The 14,350-nt window shown below is 67.1% G+C and carries 13 protein-coding genes; 4 read left to right on the top strand and 9 right to left on the bottom strand.

Annotation, left to right across the window (positions count from 1 at the left end; genetic code table 11):
• Window positions 1–66 precede the first annotated feature (66 nt).
• Both H6844_10085 and H6844_10090 read left to right on the top strand, forming a co-directional pair.
• On the top strand, window positions 67–1,416 hold the full coding sequence (locus H6844_10085; GenBank protein MCB9929747.1) for an AarF/ABC1/UbiB kinase family protein: 1,350 nt from the start codon (window positions 67–69) through the stop codon (window positions 1,414–1,416).
• Window positions 1,413–2,369: a zinc ABC transporter substrate-binding protein gene (locus H6844_10090; protein MCB9929748.1), complete on the top strand. Its 957-nt coding sequence runs from the start codon at window positions 1,413–1,415 to the stop codon at window positions 2,367–2,369. The genes H6844_10085 and H6844_10090 overlap by 4 nt, the downstream gene beginning before the upstream one ends.
• Window positions 2,370–2,612: 243 nt before the next feature.
• Here the strand turns inward: H6844_10090 and H6844_10095 are convergent, their stop codons facing one another.
• From H6844_10095 to H6844_10105, 3 genes are all read right to left on the bottom strand, one after another.
• Entirely contained in the window at window positions 2,613–5,207 is a 2,595-nt protein-coding gene (locus H6844_10095) for a TRAP transporter permease (GenBank protein MCB9929749.1), read from the bottom strand.
• Between the two features lie 128 nt (window positions 5,208–5,335).
• A complete protein-coding gene (locus H6844_10100; protein MCB9929750.1) occupies window positions 5,336–6,298 on the bottom strand; it encodes a TAXI family TRAP transporter solute-binding subunit in 963 nt (320 codons plus the stop codon).
• A gap of 80 nt (window positions 6,299–6,378) precedes the next feature.
• Entirely contained in the window at window positions 6,379–7,710 is a 1,332-nt protein-coding gene (locus H6844_10105; GenBank protein ID MCB9929751.1) for an aspartate aminotransferase family protein, read from the bottom strand.
• A gap of 103 nt (window positions 7,711–7,813) precedes the next feature.
• Between H6844_10105 and H6844_10110 the strand changes: the two genes are divergently transcribed.
• Complete coding sequence (locus H6844_10110) at window positions 7,814–8,329, top strand: adenine phosphoribosyltransferase (protein ID MCB9929752.1); 516 nt, start codon at window positions 7,814–7,816, stop codon at window positions 8,327–8,329.
• 215 nt (window positions 8,330–8,544) lie between these two features.
• Here H6844_10110 and H6844_10115 read toward each other — a convergent pair whose 3' ends face one another.
• Window positions 8,545–9,654, bottom strand: a complete 1,110-nt coding sequence (locus tag H6844_10115; protein MCB9929753.1) for an LLM class flavin-dependent oxidoreductase — start codon at window positions 9,652–9,654, stop codon at window positions 8,545–8,547.
• A gap of 170 nt (window positions 9,655–9,824) precedes the next feature.
• Here H6844_10115 and H6844_10120 point away from each other — a divergent pair, with 170 nt between their 5' ends.
• Window positions 9,825–10,655 (top strand): alpha/beta hydrolase, encoded by an 831-nt coding sequence (locus H6844_10120; protein MCB9929754.1) that lies wholly within the window; start codon window positions 9,825–9,827, stop codon window positions 10,653–10,655.
• A 220-nt stretch (window positions 10,656–10,875) separates the two neighbouring features.
• Here the strand turns inward: H6844_10120 and H6844_10125 are convergent, their stop codons facing one another.
• The 5 genes from H6844_10125 to H6844_10145 all read right to left on the bottom strand — a co-directional run bounded on the left by H6844_10125 (window position 10,876) and on the right by H6844_10145 (window position 14,264).
• Complete coding sequence (locus H6844_10125) at window positions 10,876–11,070, bottom strand: hypothetical protein (protein MCB9929755.1); 195 nt, start codon at window positions 11,068–11,070, stop codon at window positions 10,876–10,878.
• Between the two features lie 40 nt (window positions 11,071–11,110).
• Window positions 11,111–12,364 carry a hypothetical protein gene (locus tag H6844_10130; protein MCB9929756.1) on the bottom strand — a complete coding sequence of 418 codons (1,254 nt, stop codon included), beginning with the start codon at window positions 12,362–12,364 and terminating at the stop codon, window positions 11,111–11,113.
• A gap of 250 nt (window positions 12,365–12,614) precedes the next feature.
• Window positions 12,615–13,208 carry a helix-turn-helix transcriptional regulator gene (locus H6844_10135; GenBank protein ID MCB9929757.1) on the bottom strand — a complete coding sequence of 198 codons (594 nt, stop codon included), beginning with the start codon at window positions 13,206–13,208 and terminating at the stop codon, window positions 12,615–12,617.
• Window positions 13,209–13,219: 11 nt separating this feature from the next.
• Window positions 13,220–13,750 carry a cytochrome b/b6 domain-containing protein gene (locus H6844_10140; GenBank protein ID MCB9929758.1) on the bottom strand — a complete coding sequence of 177 codons (531 nt, stop codon included), beginning with the start codon at window positions 13,748–13,750 and terminating at the stop codon, window positions 13,220–13,222.
• Window positions 13,751–14,003: 253 nt separating this feature from the next.
• Window positions 14,004–14,264, bottom strand: a complete 261-nt coding sequence (locus H6844_10145; protein ID MCB9929759.1) for a PepSY domain-containing protein — start codon at window positions 14,262–14,264, stop codon at window positions 14,004–14,006.
• Window positions 14,265–14,350: the final 86 nt, after the last annotated feature.

Genomic DNA, 14,350 nt, shown 5'->3' on the forward strand with positions numbered 1-14,350 from the left:
GGAAGCGGGTGGGGAAGCCGCCGAACTCCCCTACCAATGCCCCTCCGCAACCCCAGAGCCCCACCCATGACCGCTGACGACGAAGCCTCCCGTTTTTCCCGCCGCGCGCGCCGGTATGTCGGCACGTCGCGCACCGTGGGCAGTCTGGCGGCCAAGGTGGCGGGTGAGCATTATCTCGGCCTGAAAATGGACCGGGAGCGCCACGCCCAGACCCTGCGCAAGGCGCTGGGCGGCCTCAAAGGGCCGTTGATGAAGGTGGCGCAGATCCTCGCCTCCATCCCCGACGCCCTGCCCAAGGAATACGCCGAGGAACTGCGCCAGTTGCAGGCCAACGCGCCGCCGATGGACTGGCTGTTCGTGCGCCGGCGCATGACCGGCCAGCTCGGCCATGGCTGGCAGGAGCGCTTCGCCGACTTCGGCGAACAGGCCGCGCACGCCGCCAGCCTCGGCCAGGTGCACAAGGCCCGCCTCCACGACGGCCGCGCCGTCGCCTGCAAGCTGCAATACCCGGACATGGCCAGCGTGGTCGAGGCCGATCTCGGCCAGTTGCGCCTGATCTTCTCGCTCTATTCCCGCTTCGACAAGGCGATCCAGACCGAGAACATCTACGAGGAAGTCGCCGCCCGCCTGCGCGAGGAACTGGACTACGAGCGCGAGGCGAAGCAGATGCGCCTCTACCGCCGCATGCTGGCGAACGAGCCGGGCGTGCACGTGCCGGAGCCGGTGGAGGAACTCTCCACCCGCCGCCTGCTGACCATGACCTGGCTCGATGGCGTGCCGCTGCTGGAAGCCGCGCAACGCCCGGCGGAGGAGTGCAACCGCATCGCCCACAACATGTTCCGCGCCTGGTATGTGCCGTTCTACGACTACGGCATCATCCATGGCGACCCGCATCTCGGCAATTACACGGTGCGCGAGGACAACAGCGTCAACCTGCTGGATTTCGGCTGCATTCGCGTGTTCTCGCCGCCCTTCGTCGCTGGCGTGATCGACCTCTACAAGGCGATCCGCGACCGCGACGAGGCCTTGGCCGTCCACGCCTACGAGACCTGGGGATTCGAAAACCCGTCCAAGGAGTTGATCCGCGTCCTCAACCTCTGGGCCGAGTTCATCTATGCGCCGCTGATGCAGGACAAGGTGCAGAAAATCCAGGAAAGCGAGAGCGGCCATTACGGCGCCAGGGTTGCGGACAAGGTCCATACCGAGTTACGAAAGCTTGGCGGCGTCCGGCCGCCGCGGGAATTTGTACTGATGGATCGGGCCGCCATCGGCCTGGGAAGCGTGTTCATGCATTTGAAAGCGGAAATCAACTGGTACCGGCTGTTCCACGATCTGGTGGGCGATTTCGACAGCGCGGCCCTGGCCCGCCGCCAGGCCGAGGCCCTGGCCGCGGTCGGCCTGGAGCAGCAGCCATGAGGCGCGCGCTGCTGGCGCTATTGGCGCTCTGGGTCTGGGCCGCGCCCGCCGCGGCCGAGCCCCGGTCGGTCGTCGTCTCGATCAAGCCGATTTATGGCCTGGCGGCGGCCTTGCTGGACGGCATAGCCGAGCCGGTGCTGTTGCTCCACGGCACCGCCTCGCCGCACACCTACGCCCTGCGACCGTCTGAGCGGCGCGCCTTGGAGGACGCCCGCGTCGTCGTCTGGGTCGGGCCGGAACTGGAGAGTTTTCTCACCCGCTCCCTGGCCGTGCTGCCGGATCGGGTCCGCGTGGTCGGTCTGCTGGCGGAAACACCCGGCCTGCAACGCCTGCCGCTGAGCGAGGACGACGACCACGATGACCATGGCCACGATGACCATGGCCACGGGGATCATGGGCACGGGGACCATGGGCACGGCGACCATGGCGGCGCGGATGCGGTCGACCCGCACATGTGGCTTTCACCCGCCAATGCCCGCGCCATGGCCCGGTATCTGGCCGAGGTGTTCGTCCCGCTCGGCCAGCCGGAGCGCCTCGCGCGGAACGCCGCCGCGCTCGACGGGCGTCTGGCGGCTTTGGAAACGGCGCTGGCGGCGGAACTCGCCCCCGTGGGCGAGCGGCCGTTCGTCGTGTTCCATCCGGCCTACAACTATTTCATCGCGGCCTTCGGCCTACACCAGGCCGGCACCCTCGTCCTGACGCCGGAGCAGGGAGCGAGCGCCCGCCATCTGGCCGAGTTGCACCGGCATCTCGCCGAGACCGCTGCCGTCTGTGCCTTCCGCGAGCCCCAGTTCTCGGACCGCGCACTGCTGAGCCTCGCCCGCGACACCGGCTTGCGCGTTGCCGTGCTCGACCCGCTCGGCACCGCGGTCCCGGCCGGCCCCATGGCCTATGAGGGGACCCTCCGCACCATGGCGAATGCGCTGGTCGGCTGCCTCGCACCCGACCGGTAGGCCCGCGCCGGGGGACAGAGCCATCCCCCACTCGCGATAGGGCGTTTCCCGGCCGCCGCGGAGCGGTGGGCCGGGACCGGTGTCATCCTTCGAACATCGCCGCCGCCGGTGTTCGCACGTCGCTGACCGGCCCCGGATCGGCGCTCCGCACCGTCCGGGGAACATCGGCGCTCCGCACCGTCCGGGGAACATCGGCGCTCCGCACCGTCGGGGAACCCAAACTCGCGCGCGGAAAGCCTTCCGTTACCCCTGGCGTTCGTCGCGCCGCGCCCATTGCGCCAGCACGACCGCGGCCAGCAACAGCAGCGCCGGCAGGTAGAACACCTCTTTCGGCCAGCGTTCGGCGGGCGTCTGGACGTTCACCACCTCCCAGTCGAAGTCGATCTTGGCCTTCTCGGCCGGGCCGCCGAACGCCAGGTCGTCGATCAGCGCCTTGCCGTCTTCCAGCCGCACGGCGATGCCGGCGTCGCGCATCAGGCGCTCGGCTCCCGGTGCGGCGTCGCCCATGAAGAAGTTCACGGTCTTCTCCTGGATCTTGCCGTCCAGGTCCTCGCCCTTCACCACCATGCGCAGGTCGCTGCCCGCCGGCGCCGCCTCGGCCGCGGCCAGCACCTCCGTTCCCGGTCGGGTATCGAACGGGTCCTGCCACTGGTCCAGCCAGTAGCCCGGCCGGAACAGGGTGAAGGCGACCAGCGCCAGCGCGACGCTCTCCCACAGGCGCGAGCGCACCAGGAACCAGCCCTGGGTCGAAGCCGCAAACAGTAGCATCGCCGCCAGCGCCACCAGGAAGACGAAAATGCCTTCCAGCCAGCCGACATTGATCAGCAGCAGGTCGGTGTTGAAGATGAAGAGGAAGGGCAGCAGCACCGTGCGCAGCGAGTAGTAGAACGCCGTGAAGCCGGTCTTGAGCGGGTCGCCGCCGGAAATCGCCGCCGCTGCGAACGAGGCCAGGCCGACCGGCGGGGTCACGTCGGCCATGATGCCGAAATAGAACACGAACATGTGCACCGCAATCAGCGGCACGATCAGGCCGTTCTGGGCGCCGACATCGACGATGACGAAGGCCATCAGCGACGAGACGACGATATAGTTCGCCGTCGTCGGCAGGCCCATGCCGAGGACGATCGACAGCACCGCCACCAGCACCAGCATCGCCATCAGCGAGCCGCCGGCGAGATACTCGATCAGCTCGCCCATGATCTGCTGCATGCCGGTCAGGCTGATCGTGCCGACGATGATGCCGGCGACCGCGGTCGCCAGCGCGATGCCGGTCATGTTGCGGGCGCCGGCGATCAGCCCGTCGATCATGTCGCGGAAGCCCAGGCCCATGTCGTCCGGAATGTTGACGGCGCCGCGGAACATGCTCTTCAGCATGCGGTGGGTCAGCAGGATCGCCACCATCGCCACCATGGCCCAGAAGGCCGAGAGGCCGGGCGAAAAGCGCTCGATCATCAGGCACCAGACCAGCACTACCAGCGGCAGCAGGTAATAGAGCCCGGTCAGCGCCGTCGGCAGCGTCTCCGGCAGCGAGACGATGGGCGCGTTCGGGTCGTCCAGTTCCAGGTCCGGCCGCATCGCCGCGATCAAAAGCAGGCCGATATAGGCGGCCGCGAACAGGGCCAGCACCACCCAGAACGTGGCGTCGCCGAAGGCCAGCTTGGCCCATTCCAGCACATAGTAGATGACCGCGCAGGCGCCGCCGAACACGCCGAAGCCGCCGACCAGCCCCATCAGGCGGCGCAGCAGCGGCCGGTCCGCGCCGGGCTTCGGCAGGCCGGTCATGCCCGCCTTGCAGGCCTCCAGATGGACGATATAGACCAGCGCCAGATAGGAGATGATGGCCGGCAGCACCGCATGGCGGATCACCTCATTGTACGAGATGCCCACATATTCGACCATCAGGAAGGCGGCCGCGCCCATCACCGGCGGCATCAACTGGCCGTTGACGCTGGAGGCGACCTCGACCGCGCCGGCCTTCTCGCGCGAGAAGCCGACCCGGCGCATCAGCGGAATGGTGAAGGTGCCGGTCGTCACCGTGTTGGCGATGGAGGAACCGCTGACCACGCCGGTCAGCGCCGACGACAGCACCGCCGCCTTGGCCGGTCCGCCGCGCAGATGGCCCAGCAACGCGAACGAGACCTGGACGAAATAATGGCCCGCACCGGCCTTCTCCAGCAGCGCGCCGAACAGCACGAACAGGAAGATCATGGAGGTGGATACGCCGAGCGCTATGCCGAACACGCCCTCGGTCTGCATCCAGAAATGCCACATCGCCTTGTTGTAGGAGGCTCCCTTCCACTGCATCACGTCCGGCAGGATCGGGCTGTCGCCGAAAAAGACGTAGAGCAGGAACACCACGCCCACCAGCACCATCGGCAGGCCCAGCGTGCGATAGGCGAGCAGCAGCAGCAGCGCCATGCCGATGGTCGACATGACCAGGTCGGCGGTGGTCGGCAGGCCGGCGCGACCGGCGATGTCGTCGGAGAACACCACCATATACATGCAGGCGGCGACGCCCAGCGCCGCCAGGCCCCAGTCGTAAAGCGGGATGCGGTCCCGCGGCGACCGGGGGGTGAGCGGGTAGGACAGCGCCGCCAGCACCATGGCGAAACTCAGATGGATCGACCGGGCCGAGTCGCTGTTCAGCGTCACGTTCCAGCCGGTCAGGTCGGTCAGGAAAAATGGGATGTTGGAGGCGTAATAGATCTGGAACAGCGACCAGAGCAGCGCGATCCCGGCCAGGGCCTTGGCCTGCCACCCCAGCGGCTGCCGGCCGCCGGTGTCGGTGGCCGCCACCAGGTCTTCGAGGTCGGCTTGGGTGCTGTGCTGGCCGCTCATGGGCGCTCTCCCGACAGGGTCAAAGCGTTAAACCGATGATCCCCGGAAAGCCCAGCGGGCCGTCCGGGGTCGAGAGTCCGAGCGCTCCGCGGATCCGAACGGCGTCCGAATCCGGGGGCCCGAAACGGCTACATCCAGCCGCGTTCCTTGTAATACTTGATCGCGCCCGGGTGCAGCGGAGCGGACAGGCTGTCCTTGATCATTTCTTCCGGCTTCAGGTTGGCGAAGGCCGGGTGCAGCTTCTTGAAGTCGTCGAAATTGTCGAACACCGCCTTGACGACCACATAGACCACATTGTCCGGCACCTTGGCCGAGGTGATGAAGGTCGCGCCGACGCCGAAGGTGTGGATGTCCTCCGGGTTGCCGCTGTACATGCCGCCCGGAATGATCGCATGGCGATAGAACGCGTTGTCGGCCACCAGCTTGTCGATGTCCGGGCCGGTCACGTTCACCAGCTTCGCGTCGCAGCTCGACACGGTTTCCTGGGTCAGCGCGGACGGATGGCCCACCAGCCAGAAATAGGCGTCGATCTTGTTGTCGCAAAGCGCCTGCCCGGTCTCGGCCGATTTCAGCTCGGCCGCCAGCGCCAGGTCGCTGCGCTGCCAGCCCATGGCTTGCTCCAGCACCTCCCAGGTGCCGCGGGTGCCGCTGCCGGCATTGCCGATATTGACCCGCTTGCCCTTGGCGTCGTGGATGTTCTTGATGCCGCTGTCGGCGCGCGCCAGCATGGTGACCGGCTCCGCGTGAACGCTGAACACCGAGCGCTCGTCCGTGAACGGCCCCTGTTCCGCGAATTTCGAGGTGCCGTGATAGGCGTGATACTGCCAGTCCGACTGCGCCACGCCGAATTCCAGCTCGCCCGCCCGCACGGTGTTGATGTTGTAGATCGACCCGCCGGTGCTTTCGGCCGAGCAGCGGATGCCGTGCTCCTTGCGGCCCTTGTTGACCATCCGACAAATGGCGCCACCAGTCGGGTAATAGACGCCGGTAACGCCACCGGTGCCGATGGAGATGAACTGCTGTTCCGCCTGCGCCGGGAAGGCCAGACTGCCGGCCAGCGCCAGCGCCGCAAATCCAAGTGTCCACTTCATGTACCGTTCTCCCATTATAATTGTGGCAAGAGTGTCGGATGGGAGAATAAGGTTTCCGAGAGTGTATTGATAGTTTTGTCTTATACGTCGATCGACGCATCCACCGCTTCACCCAGTAGGGTCACGGCCAGTTCCAGTTCGCGGTCGCTGGCATTGTAGGGCGGCGCCAGGGTGACATGGTCGCCCTGCACGCCGTCGATGGTGCCGCCCATGGGATAGCAGATCAGGCCGCGCGCCAGCGCCTCCTGCCCCAGGCGGACATGGCGTTTCTCCGCCGGGTCGAACGCTGCCTTGGAGGCGCGGTCGGCGACGAATTCCAGGCTCCAGAAATAGCCGCGGCCACGGATGTCGCCCACATGGGCGTGGTTGCCGAACCGCTCCTGCAACAGGGCTTCGAGGCGTGGGCCGTTGTTGCGCACATGCTCGACCAGCCCTTCCTCGCGCAGCACCTGCTGCACGGCCAGGCCGGCGGCGCAGGCGACCGGGTGGCCCATATAGGTGTGGCCATGGGTGAAGGCGCCCGAGCCCAGGCGATAGGCCTCCACCACCGCGTCCGAGGCCAGCACGCAGCCGATCGGCTGGAAGCCGCCGCCCAGCCCCTTGGCCATGACGATCAGGTCCGCCTGCACGCCGTCATGCTCCAGCGCATAGAGCGTGCCGCAGCGGCCCATGCCGCTCATCACCTCGTCGGCGACGAACAGCACGCCGTGGGCGTCGCAGATCTCGCGGATGCGCCGGAAATAGCCCGGCACCGCCGGCGCCGAGCCCAGGGTCGCGCCCACCACCGGCTCGGCGACGAAGGCCGCCACCGTCTCCGGCCCCAGGCGCTGGATTTCCGCTTCCAACTCGTCGGCGGCGCGGCGGCCATAGTCGGCCTCGCTTTCGCCGTCCCGCCGGTCGCGATAGGCGTAGCAGGGCGCGATATGGCTCATGGCGTCGGAGAGCAGCGGCGCATAGGGCGCGCGCCTCGCCATGTTGCCGCCGACCGCCAGCGCCCCCAGCGTGTTGCCGTGATAGCTCTGGCGCCGCGCGATGATGCGGGTGCGCTGCGGCTCGCCCTTTTCCAGCCAGTATTGCCGCGCCATCTTGATCGCGCTTTCGATCGCCTCCGACCCGCCGGAGACGAAAAAGGCGCGGGCCATGTTGGCGGGCGCGTGAGCGATCAGGTCGTCCGCCAGGGCTTCCTGTGCCGTGTTGGTGAAGAAGCCGGTGTGGGCGTAATCCAGCCGGCCGATCTGTTCGCGGATCGCCTCCACCACCTTGGGGTGGCTGTGCCCCAGGCACGAGACCGCGGCGCCGCCCGACGCGTCCAGATAGCGCTTGCCCTGGTTGTCGAAAATGAAAGCGCCCTCGGCGGCGACCGCGGTCAGCGGCGGCGAGGCGAGCGAGCGATGGAAGACGTGGCTCGGCATGGGAAACTCTCCGAACGGGGGTTTTCCCTATACCTAGCGCCCAAAATGCGGTTTCGCTATGGTCGCGCCGCTTTCAACCGCCAGCCAGGAGCCTTTGCAAGCGATGGACCTGAAAGAGCATATTCGCGGCATCCCGGATTTCCCGAAGCCGGGCATCCTGTTCTACGACATCTCGACGCTTCTGGCCGAGCCGAAGGCGTGGCGCCACACGGTCTACCAGCTGGCGGCGCACCTGACGCCTTATGAGCCGGACGTGCTGGCCGGCATCGAAAGCCGCGGCTTCCTGGTCGCCGCCCCGCTGGCGCTGGCGCTCGGCTGCGGCTTCACCATGGTGCGCAAGCAAGGCAAGCTGCCGGGCGAGACCGTACGCTATTCCTATGACCTGGAATACGGCAGCGATACGATCGAGATCCAGAAGGACGCCGTGCAGCCGGGGCAGCGCGTGGTGATCCTGGACGACCTGCTGGCAACGGGCGGCACCATGGCCGCGGCGGTCGACCTGTTCCGCAAGGTGGGCGCGGAAGTGGTGGGCGCTGCCACCATCATCGAACTGACCTTTCTCGAAGGTCGCAAGCGGCTGGACGTGCCGGTGACGACCCTGGTCGAATACGCCTCCTGACCGACACCCGCCCCCGGCGGCGCTGTACCCTCAGGGTATCCACTGCCGACGGCCCCTGATCCGCACGACGCGGACGCGTCGCCCGTGCATCCCTCTCCCACCGCCCCCGCGCAGGCGGGGGCCCATGCCCGGGTGCCTCTCACGCAGTTCCCACTCCGTGAGGGGCACCCGGGCCTGAACTTCCCGGCCGGGCAGGGGAAGCGGAGGCTCGCCCCTTACTCGGCCGCCATGCGGGTGGCGGAGAGTTCGTCCTCCACCTTCCACGACTTCACCACCGGCAGCACTTCCTTGATATAGAGTTCGAGGCCGGTCTTGGCGGCCTCGAACGGGATGCCGCCGAAGCGGAAGCTGGTGGCCAGTTCGTAGTCGCCGACCAGTTTCCGGCGCTCTTCCAGCATGCGCAGGATGTGGTCCGGCGTGCCCCAGACGCTGGCGGACATGAAGCCGTCGATAATGCCGTCCATGCCGATTTCCTTCGCCGTGGCGATCTTGGCGGCATAGGCGTCATAGCCTTTGACGGTGGCGAAATGCTCGCCCAGCAGTTCGTAATGGTCGAAATTCGACATCACGAACTTGCCCATCCAATCCCGCGCCTTCTCCCGCGCGCCGTCCATGGTCGGCGTGCAGACGCAGAAATCGGCCATCAGCGGCGGCGGCGCCTTGCGGCCGTGCATTTCCTGGAACAGTTGGCGGTGGCGCTCGATCGCCGGCAGGCGGCTTTCCCACGGCCGGTCGGAGAACATGACCATGCGCGCCGCGATCTTCGCCGCCGAAACCACGGAATCGTCGCTGGAGGCGACGGCATAGAGCCGGTTCCGGATCGGGAAGCGCGGCCGCGGCCGCAGTTCGGCGCGCGGCTGCTTGTAGTGCGGGCCGTCGCCCTCGATGAAGCCGGTCTCCAGCGCCTCGACGATCATCTTGGCCGCCTCGTCGAACCGGGTGCGGCTTTCGTCCATGCTGGTGCGGAAAATGTTGAACTCGCGCCGGGCCAGGCCGCGGCCGATGCCGAAGCGCAGGCGGCCGTTGCAGAAATGGTCCAGCATGGAGACCTTTTCCGCGACGCGCAGCGGGTCGTTCCAGGGCAGGATCACCGCCGCGGTGCCGACGTCGATCTGCGGATATTTCGCCGCCAGATAGCTCATCAATTGCAGATTGTCGGGGCAGAACGAGTAGTCGTCGTCGTGGTGCTCCACGGCCCAGAGGCAGTCGAACCCGCCTTCCGCGGCGATTTCGGCGATGGCCAGTTCCTCGTCCCAGCATTGCTGGTCGGTGACGCCGGGCGGGCAGCCATAGGTGGCGAAAACCATCTGCAAGCCAACATCCATGGGGCTGGTTCCTTATTCCATAGGCGGGTTTCGACTTTTGTCGTATGCAGTCTAGGAAGGACGCGCGCGCCGGATCAAGGCGCGATTGTCCGCCGCGCCAGCGGACAAAGGCCGCAGGGCCATGGTAAAAGCACCGCCAACGCAACCGAATGCCTGCCGGAGGGCGCCTCATGAAAACCGCACGCATCAACGATTACGCCATGGCCTATCTCGATCTGGGACAGGCGGAGGGCGGGCGGCCGCCGCTGGTCTGCGTGCACGGCTCGCTCAACGATTTCCGCGCCTGGGTGCCGGTAATGGGGCCGCTGTCCGCCGGCCGCCGCCTGATCATGCCGAGCCTGCGCCACTATTTTCCGGAGCACTGGGACGGGCAGGGCGGCCGGTTCACCATGGCCCAGCATGTCGAGGACGTGATCGCCTTCCTCGACCATCTGGCCCTGGGGCCGGTCGACCTGATCGGCCATAGCCGCGGCGGGCATCTGGGCTTCCGTCTCGCCTCGAAGCGGCCGGACCTGTTGCGGCGTCTGGTGCTGGCCGAGCCCGGCGGCACGCTCGACGACTCGCTGTTGCCGGAGGAAGCCAAAAGCCTCCCGCCCGGCGCCGGCTCGCGCGCGCATGTGGCCGCCGCCTCGGAGAGGATCGCGGCGGGCGACGTGGAAGGCGGGCTCCGTGTCTTCATCGATGGCATCAACGGCCCCGGCTCGTGGGACAATCTCGCCGCCGCGGACCGGATGATGCGCGAGGACAATGTCTACACCCTGCTGGCCCAGGTGAACGAGGGCCGCCAGCCCTTCACCCGGGCGGAGGCCGAGGCCCTGGCCGTGCCGACCCTGTTCGTCGGCGGCGCCGACACCACCGGCATGCTGCCGATCGTCCTCAAGGCGCTGTCGGCGCACGTGCCGGGCGCGCAAGTCGCGATGATTCCCAACGCCGGCCACAGCATGTTCCGCCAGCAACCGAAAGCCTTCTGCCAGGCGGTGCTGCCCTTCCTGGACGGGTAGCGCGAGTTCTTTTTCCGCCGGTTCACCACCCCATCTTCCCTGTCCTCGCGGAAGCGGGGCCCCATGCCCGAGAGAGCAATACAGACTCCTTGTCCTGTGAGAAACCCTCAGGCATGGGCTCCCGCTTGCGCGGGAGATGGGGCAGGAGAGGGGGCAACCAGTACCGAATGCGGTCTTGCGCTGCCTCCCGCCCGCGCCCGCCGCCGCCGGCAAAGCGGACCTATTTCGACAGGATCACCCACTCGCCGGATTGGCCGGACAGGACGCCGGGGCCTTTGGGAACGCCCCGGTGGTCCTGGGAGTCCGGGTCCGGCGGTTGGGTCTGGACGCCGCTACAGGCCGCCAGCGCCAGGCCCAGCGCCAGAACAAGCGCCCGGGCCCGACCGGACAGGGGCGAGGCGTTTGTGTGTGTCATGCGCCCATGACCGTCTGTGTGTGTCATGCGGCCATGACCGTCAGAATTTCACGCGGGTGCCGACCGAGACGACGTGGATGTCCTCATAGTCGGCATTGGTCTCGTCCAGCGTGTGCCAGCGATAGCCGGCATAGAATTCCACGCCGTATTCGGCCCAGTTCTGCACCACGGCAAAGCCGGCCGATTGGGCCTCGCTGTCGGTTCCGGCTTGCGGATTCACGTTCTCGTTATAGGCGTAGTCGAGGCTGAACGCGGTCGGTCCGATCGACACCAGGTCCCGCGCCATCCAACCGAGTTTGCCATAGACGCCCCAGGCATCGTCGCTGTTCGAACCGTCGCGGAAATCCTGGCCGCTGGATACGGTCAGGCTCAAGCCGGTGGGCTTGTGCAGCACCGAAACCGACCCGTCCAGCCGCTGGGCGTCGGTGCCGGAATGGCGCTCGGAGAAGGCGACCGCCGCTTCGGCCCTGACGTCGTCGAGGTCCAGCCTGCCCGTGGAGGCCACGCTCCAGCGCCGGTCGGACGCGACATCGCCGGCAAAGCCGATACTCGCCGTTTTGTCACCGAATCGCGGCGTGTCGTATCGCAGCCGGCTGGTGCGGCTGTTGCCGTCGAAATCGTCGAAGACCGTGCCGATGCTCGGGCCATAGGCGCCGCTCTTCTTGTCGTAGAATTGGAGGCCGCCGGCCTGGCCCTCAAGGAAGGCGTACTGGATCACGCTCGTTCCCGACAGGTCCACCTCCGCCGTGTTGTCGCTGGCGGTGCTGCCCTGGCCGATGGTCAGGCGTCCGTAATCGTCGTGCTGGAAATAGGCTTCGACCTTGCGGCCCTCGAAGGTGAAGCTGCCCAGATCCTGGTCGTTCTGGCTGACCTTGCCGGAACTGTTCGACTGGAGTGCAACCTCCAGCACCGTGCCGAACGACATTTTGTCGTCCACCTTGGCGGTGCCGACCACGCGCACGCGCGACGAAGAATTGTTGTTGTCGACGTTATAGAAGTCCGTCGCTTCTCCGTCGTTGGCCACGGTGACCATGCGGTTGATATGGCCGCTGAGCGCAATCTTGACGCGCTCATTGCCGTTGGTGACGGTTTTCGACTGGGTTGACGCCGCTTCGGTAGCCTTGGCAACCTGATCGGTTTTGGCCTGTAACTGGTTGTACTTGGTCAGGGTCTCGTCGAATTTCTGCTGCAATTGTTGCTGCTGGCGCTGCATCTGTTCGATCATTTGCTGCTGCTGCAACAGCATGCGTCGCATCTCATCGAGCGACTGGCCCGCCGCCGCACCCGGAATCAAGGCGCCGGCTCCTATCGCCAGCAAACCCGCCGTGCCGAAACAACTCCGCCTCATCGGCTATCTCACCCATCGCGTCAGGGCTTCCCCTTGCCTTGCAGAACGCCCTTTGGATGACGGTATCCTAATAGGATTTCCATCGAGGCAAAATTGCGCCGATGCGGTGGTGAAGACATAATTCAGTAGCTGTTGCGTGTGGGCAACAAGGCGCCGCTCGGTTCATTCATGGCCGTGCGATCGGCGGGGCCTTTCGTCAGACCGCCGCGCGGTCCCGACGCTCGGGTGCGGCGTTGGCCGATGCGCCATGGGTGCGGACCGCGTCGGTCGCCGTGCCGGCATCATGCTCCAGCAACTGGTCGATGATCAGGCTCAGCAGGTCGCCGCGATTGCCGGCGCCGGATTTGCGGTAGATCGCGTTCAGATGTGCCTTTACCGTGCCTTCGGCGCTGCCGCGCACCGCGGCGATCTCGGCGATGGAGAGCCCCTTGATCAGCAGATTGGCGACGTCGCGCTCCGACGCCGTCAGGCGCCACGCGTCCAGCGCGGCCGCGATCACGTCCTGCACCGCGGCCGACGCGATGGAGACATTGCGCTCCAGCTGGGCCTTGCGGCGCAGCAGGCTCAGGACGTACCGCACTTCGAAGGCGATGGCGGCCCAGAGCGACACGGCCGCCAGGCCCTCGATGGCCAGATGCCAGTCCGGCCCCTCGGCCTGTGAGGATTCCGCCGAGCGGAACAGGTCGGTCACCGCGTCGAGGCCGAAGAACACGGCGCAGAACACCTGCGCCGCGATCAGCAGAAGCAGCGCCCAGGGCAGTGGGGTCCGGGTCGGGAATGGAAGGGCCATCCATCCATCGCTCAGGAATCGGCGGGGGTCTCCTTATAGCCCGTGACCATGGCGCGCGGAAGGTTGATGCCGGTGCGGCGCGACTCAAAGACCACGGCGGCGATGTGGGCGACGACCGAGATTTCGGCCCAGGTGACGGCGGCCTCGTGCAGTTCTTCCGGCCATTCCAGCCCCCAGAAGGCGTCCGTGGTCATCAGATAGCCGGAGGCCGCGATCACCGCGAGCGTCAGCAGCAGGTTGTAGATCATCCAGGCGCCCAGCGGCGTGTGCCCCACATGCGGGCGCACCCGGCCGCTGGCGATGTCGCCCGCCTGTTGCAGCGCGCCGCCGACGCTGGGGGGGAAGCTGGCAAAGCGGGCATAGCGGCTGCCGACCACCCCCCAGACCAGCCGCGCGGCCACCAGGCCGGCCACGGTATAGCCGATCCAGATATGCCACTGGCTCTCGTCTTCGACGAGCAGCGCATTCAGGGCGAAGCAGATGACGAGCGTCCAGTGGAACAGCCGCACGAACGGGTCCCAGACGCGGATTCGATGGGTCATGACGGTTCCTGTGGAGCCGGAGGGGAGAGGCGGGGCGCGCCGATCTGTTCCCCGGAGGTGGCGGAGCGCCGATCTGTTCCCCGGAGGTGGCGGCGCGCCGATCTGTACCCCGGACGGTGCAGCGCGCCGATCCGGGGCCGGTGTCATCTCGCGAACACCGGCGGGGGCGGTGTTCGAAGGATGACGCCGGTCCCGGCCCGCCGCTCCGCGACGGCCGGGAAACGCGGGCACGCGTTCCGGATGGCGGTCGGGTTCAGTCGGCGTCCTTCGTGCGCACCAGGTTCAGGTCGCGGTCGAGATAGAGTTCCGCCCGCTTGCCGTCTCTCAGCACATAGGCTTCGTACAGGCCGTCCTCGGCCTTGATCTTGCGCACGTCATACCCGTCCGCGGCGAGTTTCTCGCGGATGGCTCGTTCGGTCTGGGCGTCCAGGCGTTCATGGCCTTCGCTGGCCAGGGCGCCGGCGGCGGTGAGCGACAGGGTGGCGGCCACGAGGGCGGCGGCAATCCGGTTCATGGTAACGATGCTCCCATCGGGTTGGGTTCGGTCAAGCGAAGCGGGCCGAGCGGGCCGCGCTTGCCCTGGCCATTTGCGGTGGCGGC

The sequence above is a fragment of the Alphaproteobacteria bacterium genome, assembly GCA_020638555.1.
In the GTDB taxonomy this organism is placed as follows: domain Bacteria; phylum Pseudomonadota; class Alphaproteobacteria; order Bin95; family Bin95; genus JACKII01.

What these genes read in the sequence shown, in the direction of transcription:
- H6844_10085 (MCB9929747.1), top strand. Translation starts at nt 67, where the DNA reads ATGACCGCTGACGACGAAGCCTCCCGTTTTTCCCGCCGCGCGCGCCGG.
- H6844_10090 (MCB9929748.1), top strand. Translation starts at nt 1,413, where the DNA reads ATGAGGCGCGCGCTGCTGGCGCTATTGGCGCTCTGGGTCTGGGCCGCG.
- H6844_10095 (MCB9929749.1), bottom strand. Translation starts at nt 5,207, where the DNA reads ATGAGCGGCCAGCACAGCACCCAAGCCGACCTCGAAGACCTGGTGGCG.
- H6844_10100 (MCB9929750.1), bottom strand. Translation starts at nt 6,298, where the DNA reads ATGAAGTGGACACTTGGATTTGCGGCGCTGGCGCTGGCCGGCAGTCTG.
- H6844_10105 (MCB9929751.1), bottom strand. Translation starts at nt 7,710, where the DNA reads ATGCCGAGCCACGTCTTCCATCGCTCGCTCGCCTCGCCGCCGCTGACC.
- H6844_10110 (MCB9929752.1), top strand. Translation starts at nt 7,814, where the DNA reads ATGGACCTGAAAGAGCATATTCGCGGCATCCCGGATTTCCCGAAGCCG.
- H6844_10115 (MCB9929753.1), bottom strand. Translation starts at nt 9,654, where the DNA reads ATGGATGTTGGCTTGCAGATGGTTTTCGCCACCTATGGCTGCCCGCCC.
- H6844_10120 (MCB9929754.1), top strand. Translation starts at nt 9,825, where the DNA reads ATGAAAACCGCACGCATCAACGATTACGCCATGGCCTATCTCGATCTG.
- H6844_10125 (MCB9929755.1), bottom strand. Translation starts at nt 11,070, where the DNA reads ATGACACACACAAACGCCTCGCCCCTGTCCGGTCGGGCCCGGGCGCTT.
- H6844_10135 (MCB9929757.1), bottom strand. Translation starts at nt 13,208, where the DNA reads ATGGCCCTTCCATTCCCGACCCGGACCCCACTGCCCTGGGCGCTGCTT.
- H6844_10140 (MCB9929758.1), bottom strand. Translation starts at nt 13,750, where the DNA reads ATGACCCATCGAATCCGCGTCTGGGACCCGTTCGTGCGGCTGTTCCAC.
- H6844_10145 (MCB9929759.1), bottom strand. Translation starts at nt 14,264, where the DNA reads ATGAACCGGATTGCCGCCGCCCTCGTGGCCGCCACCCTGTCGCTCACC.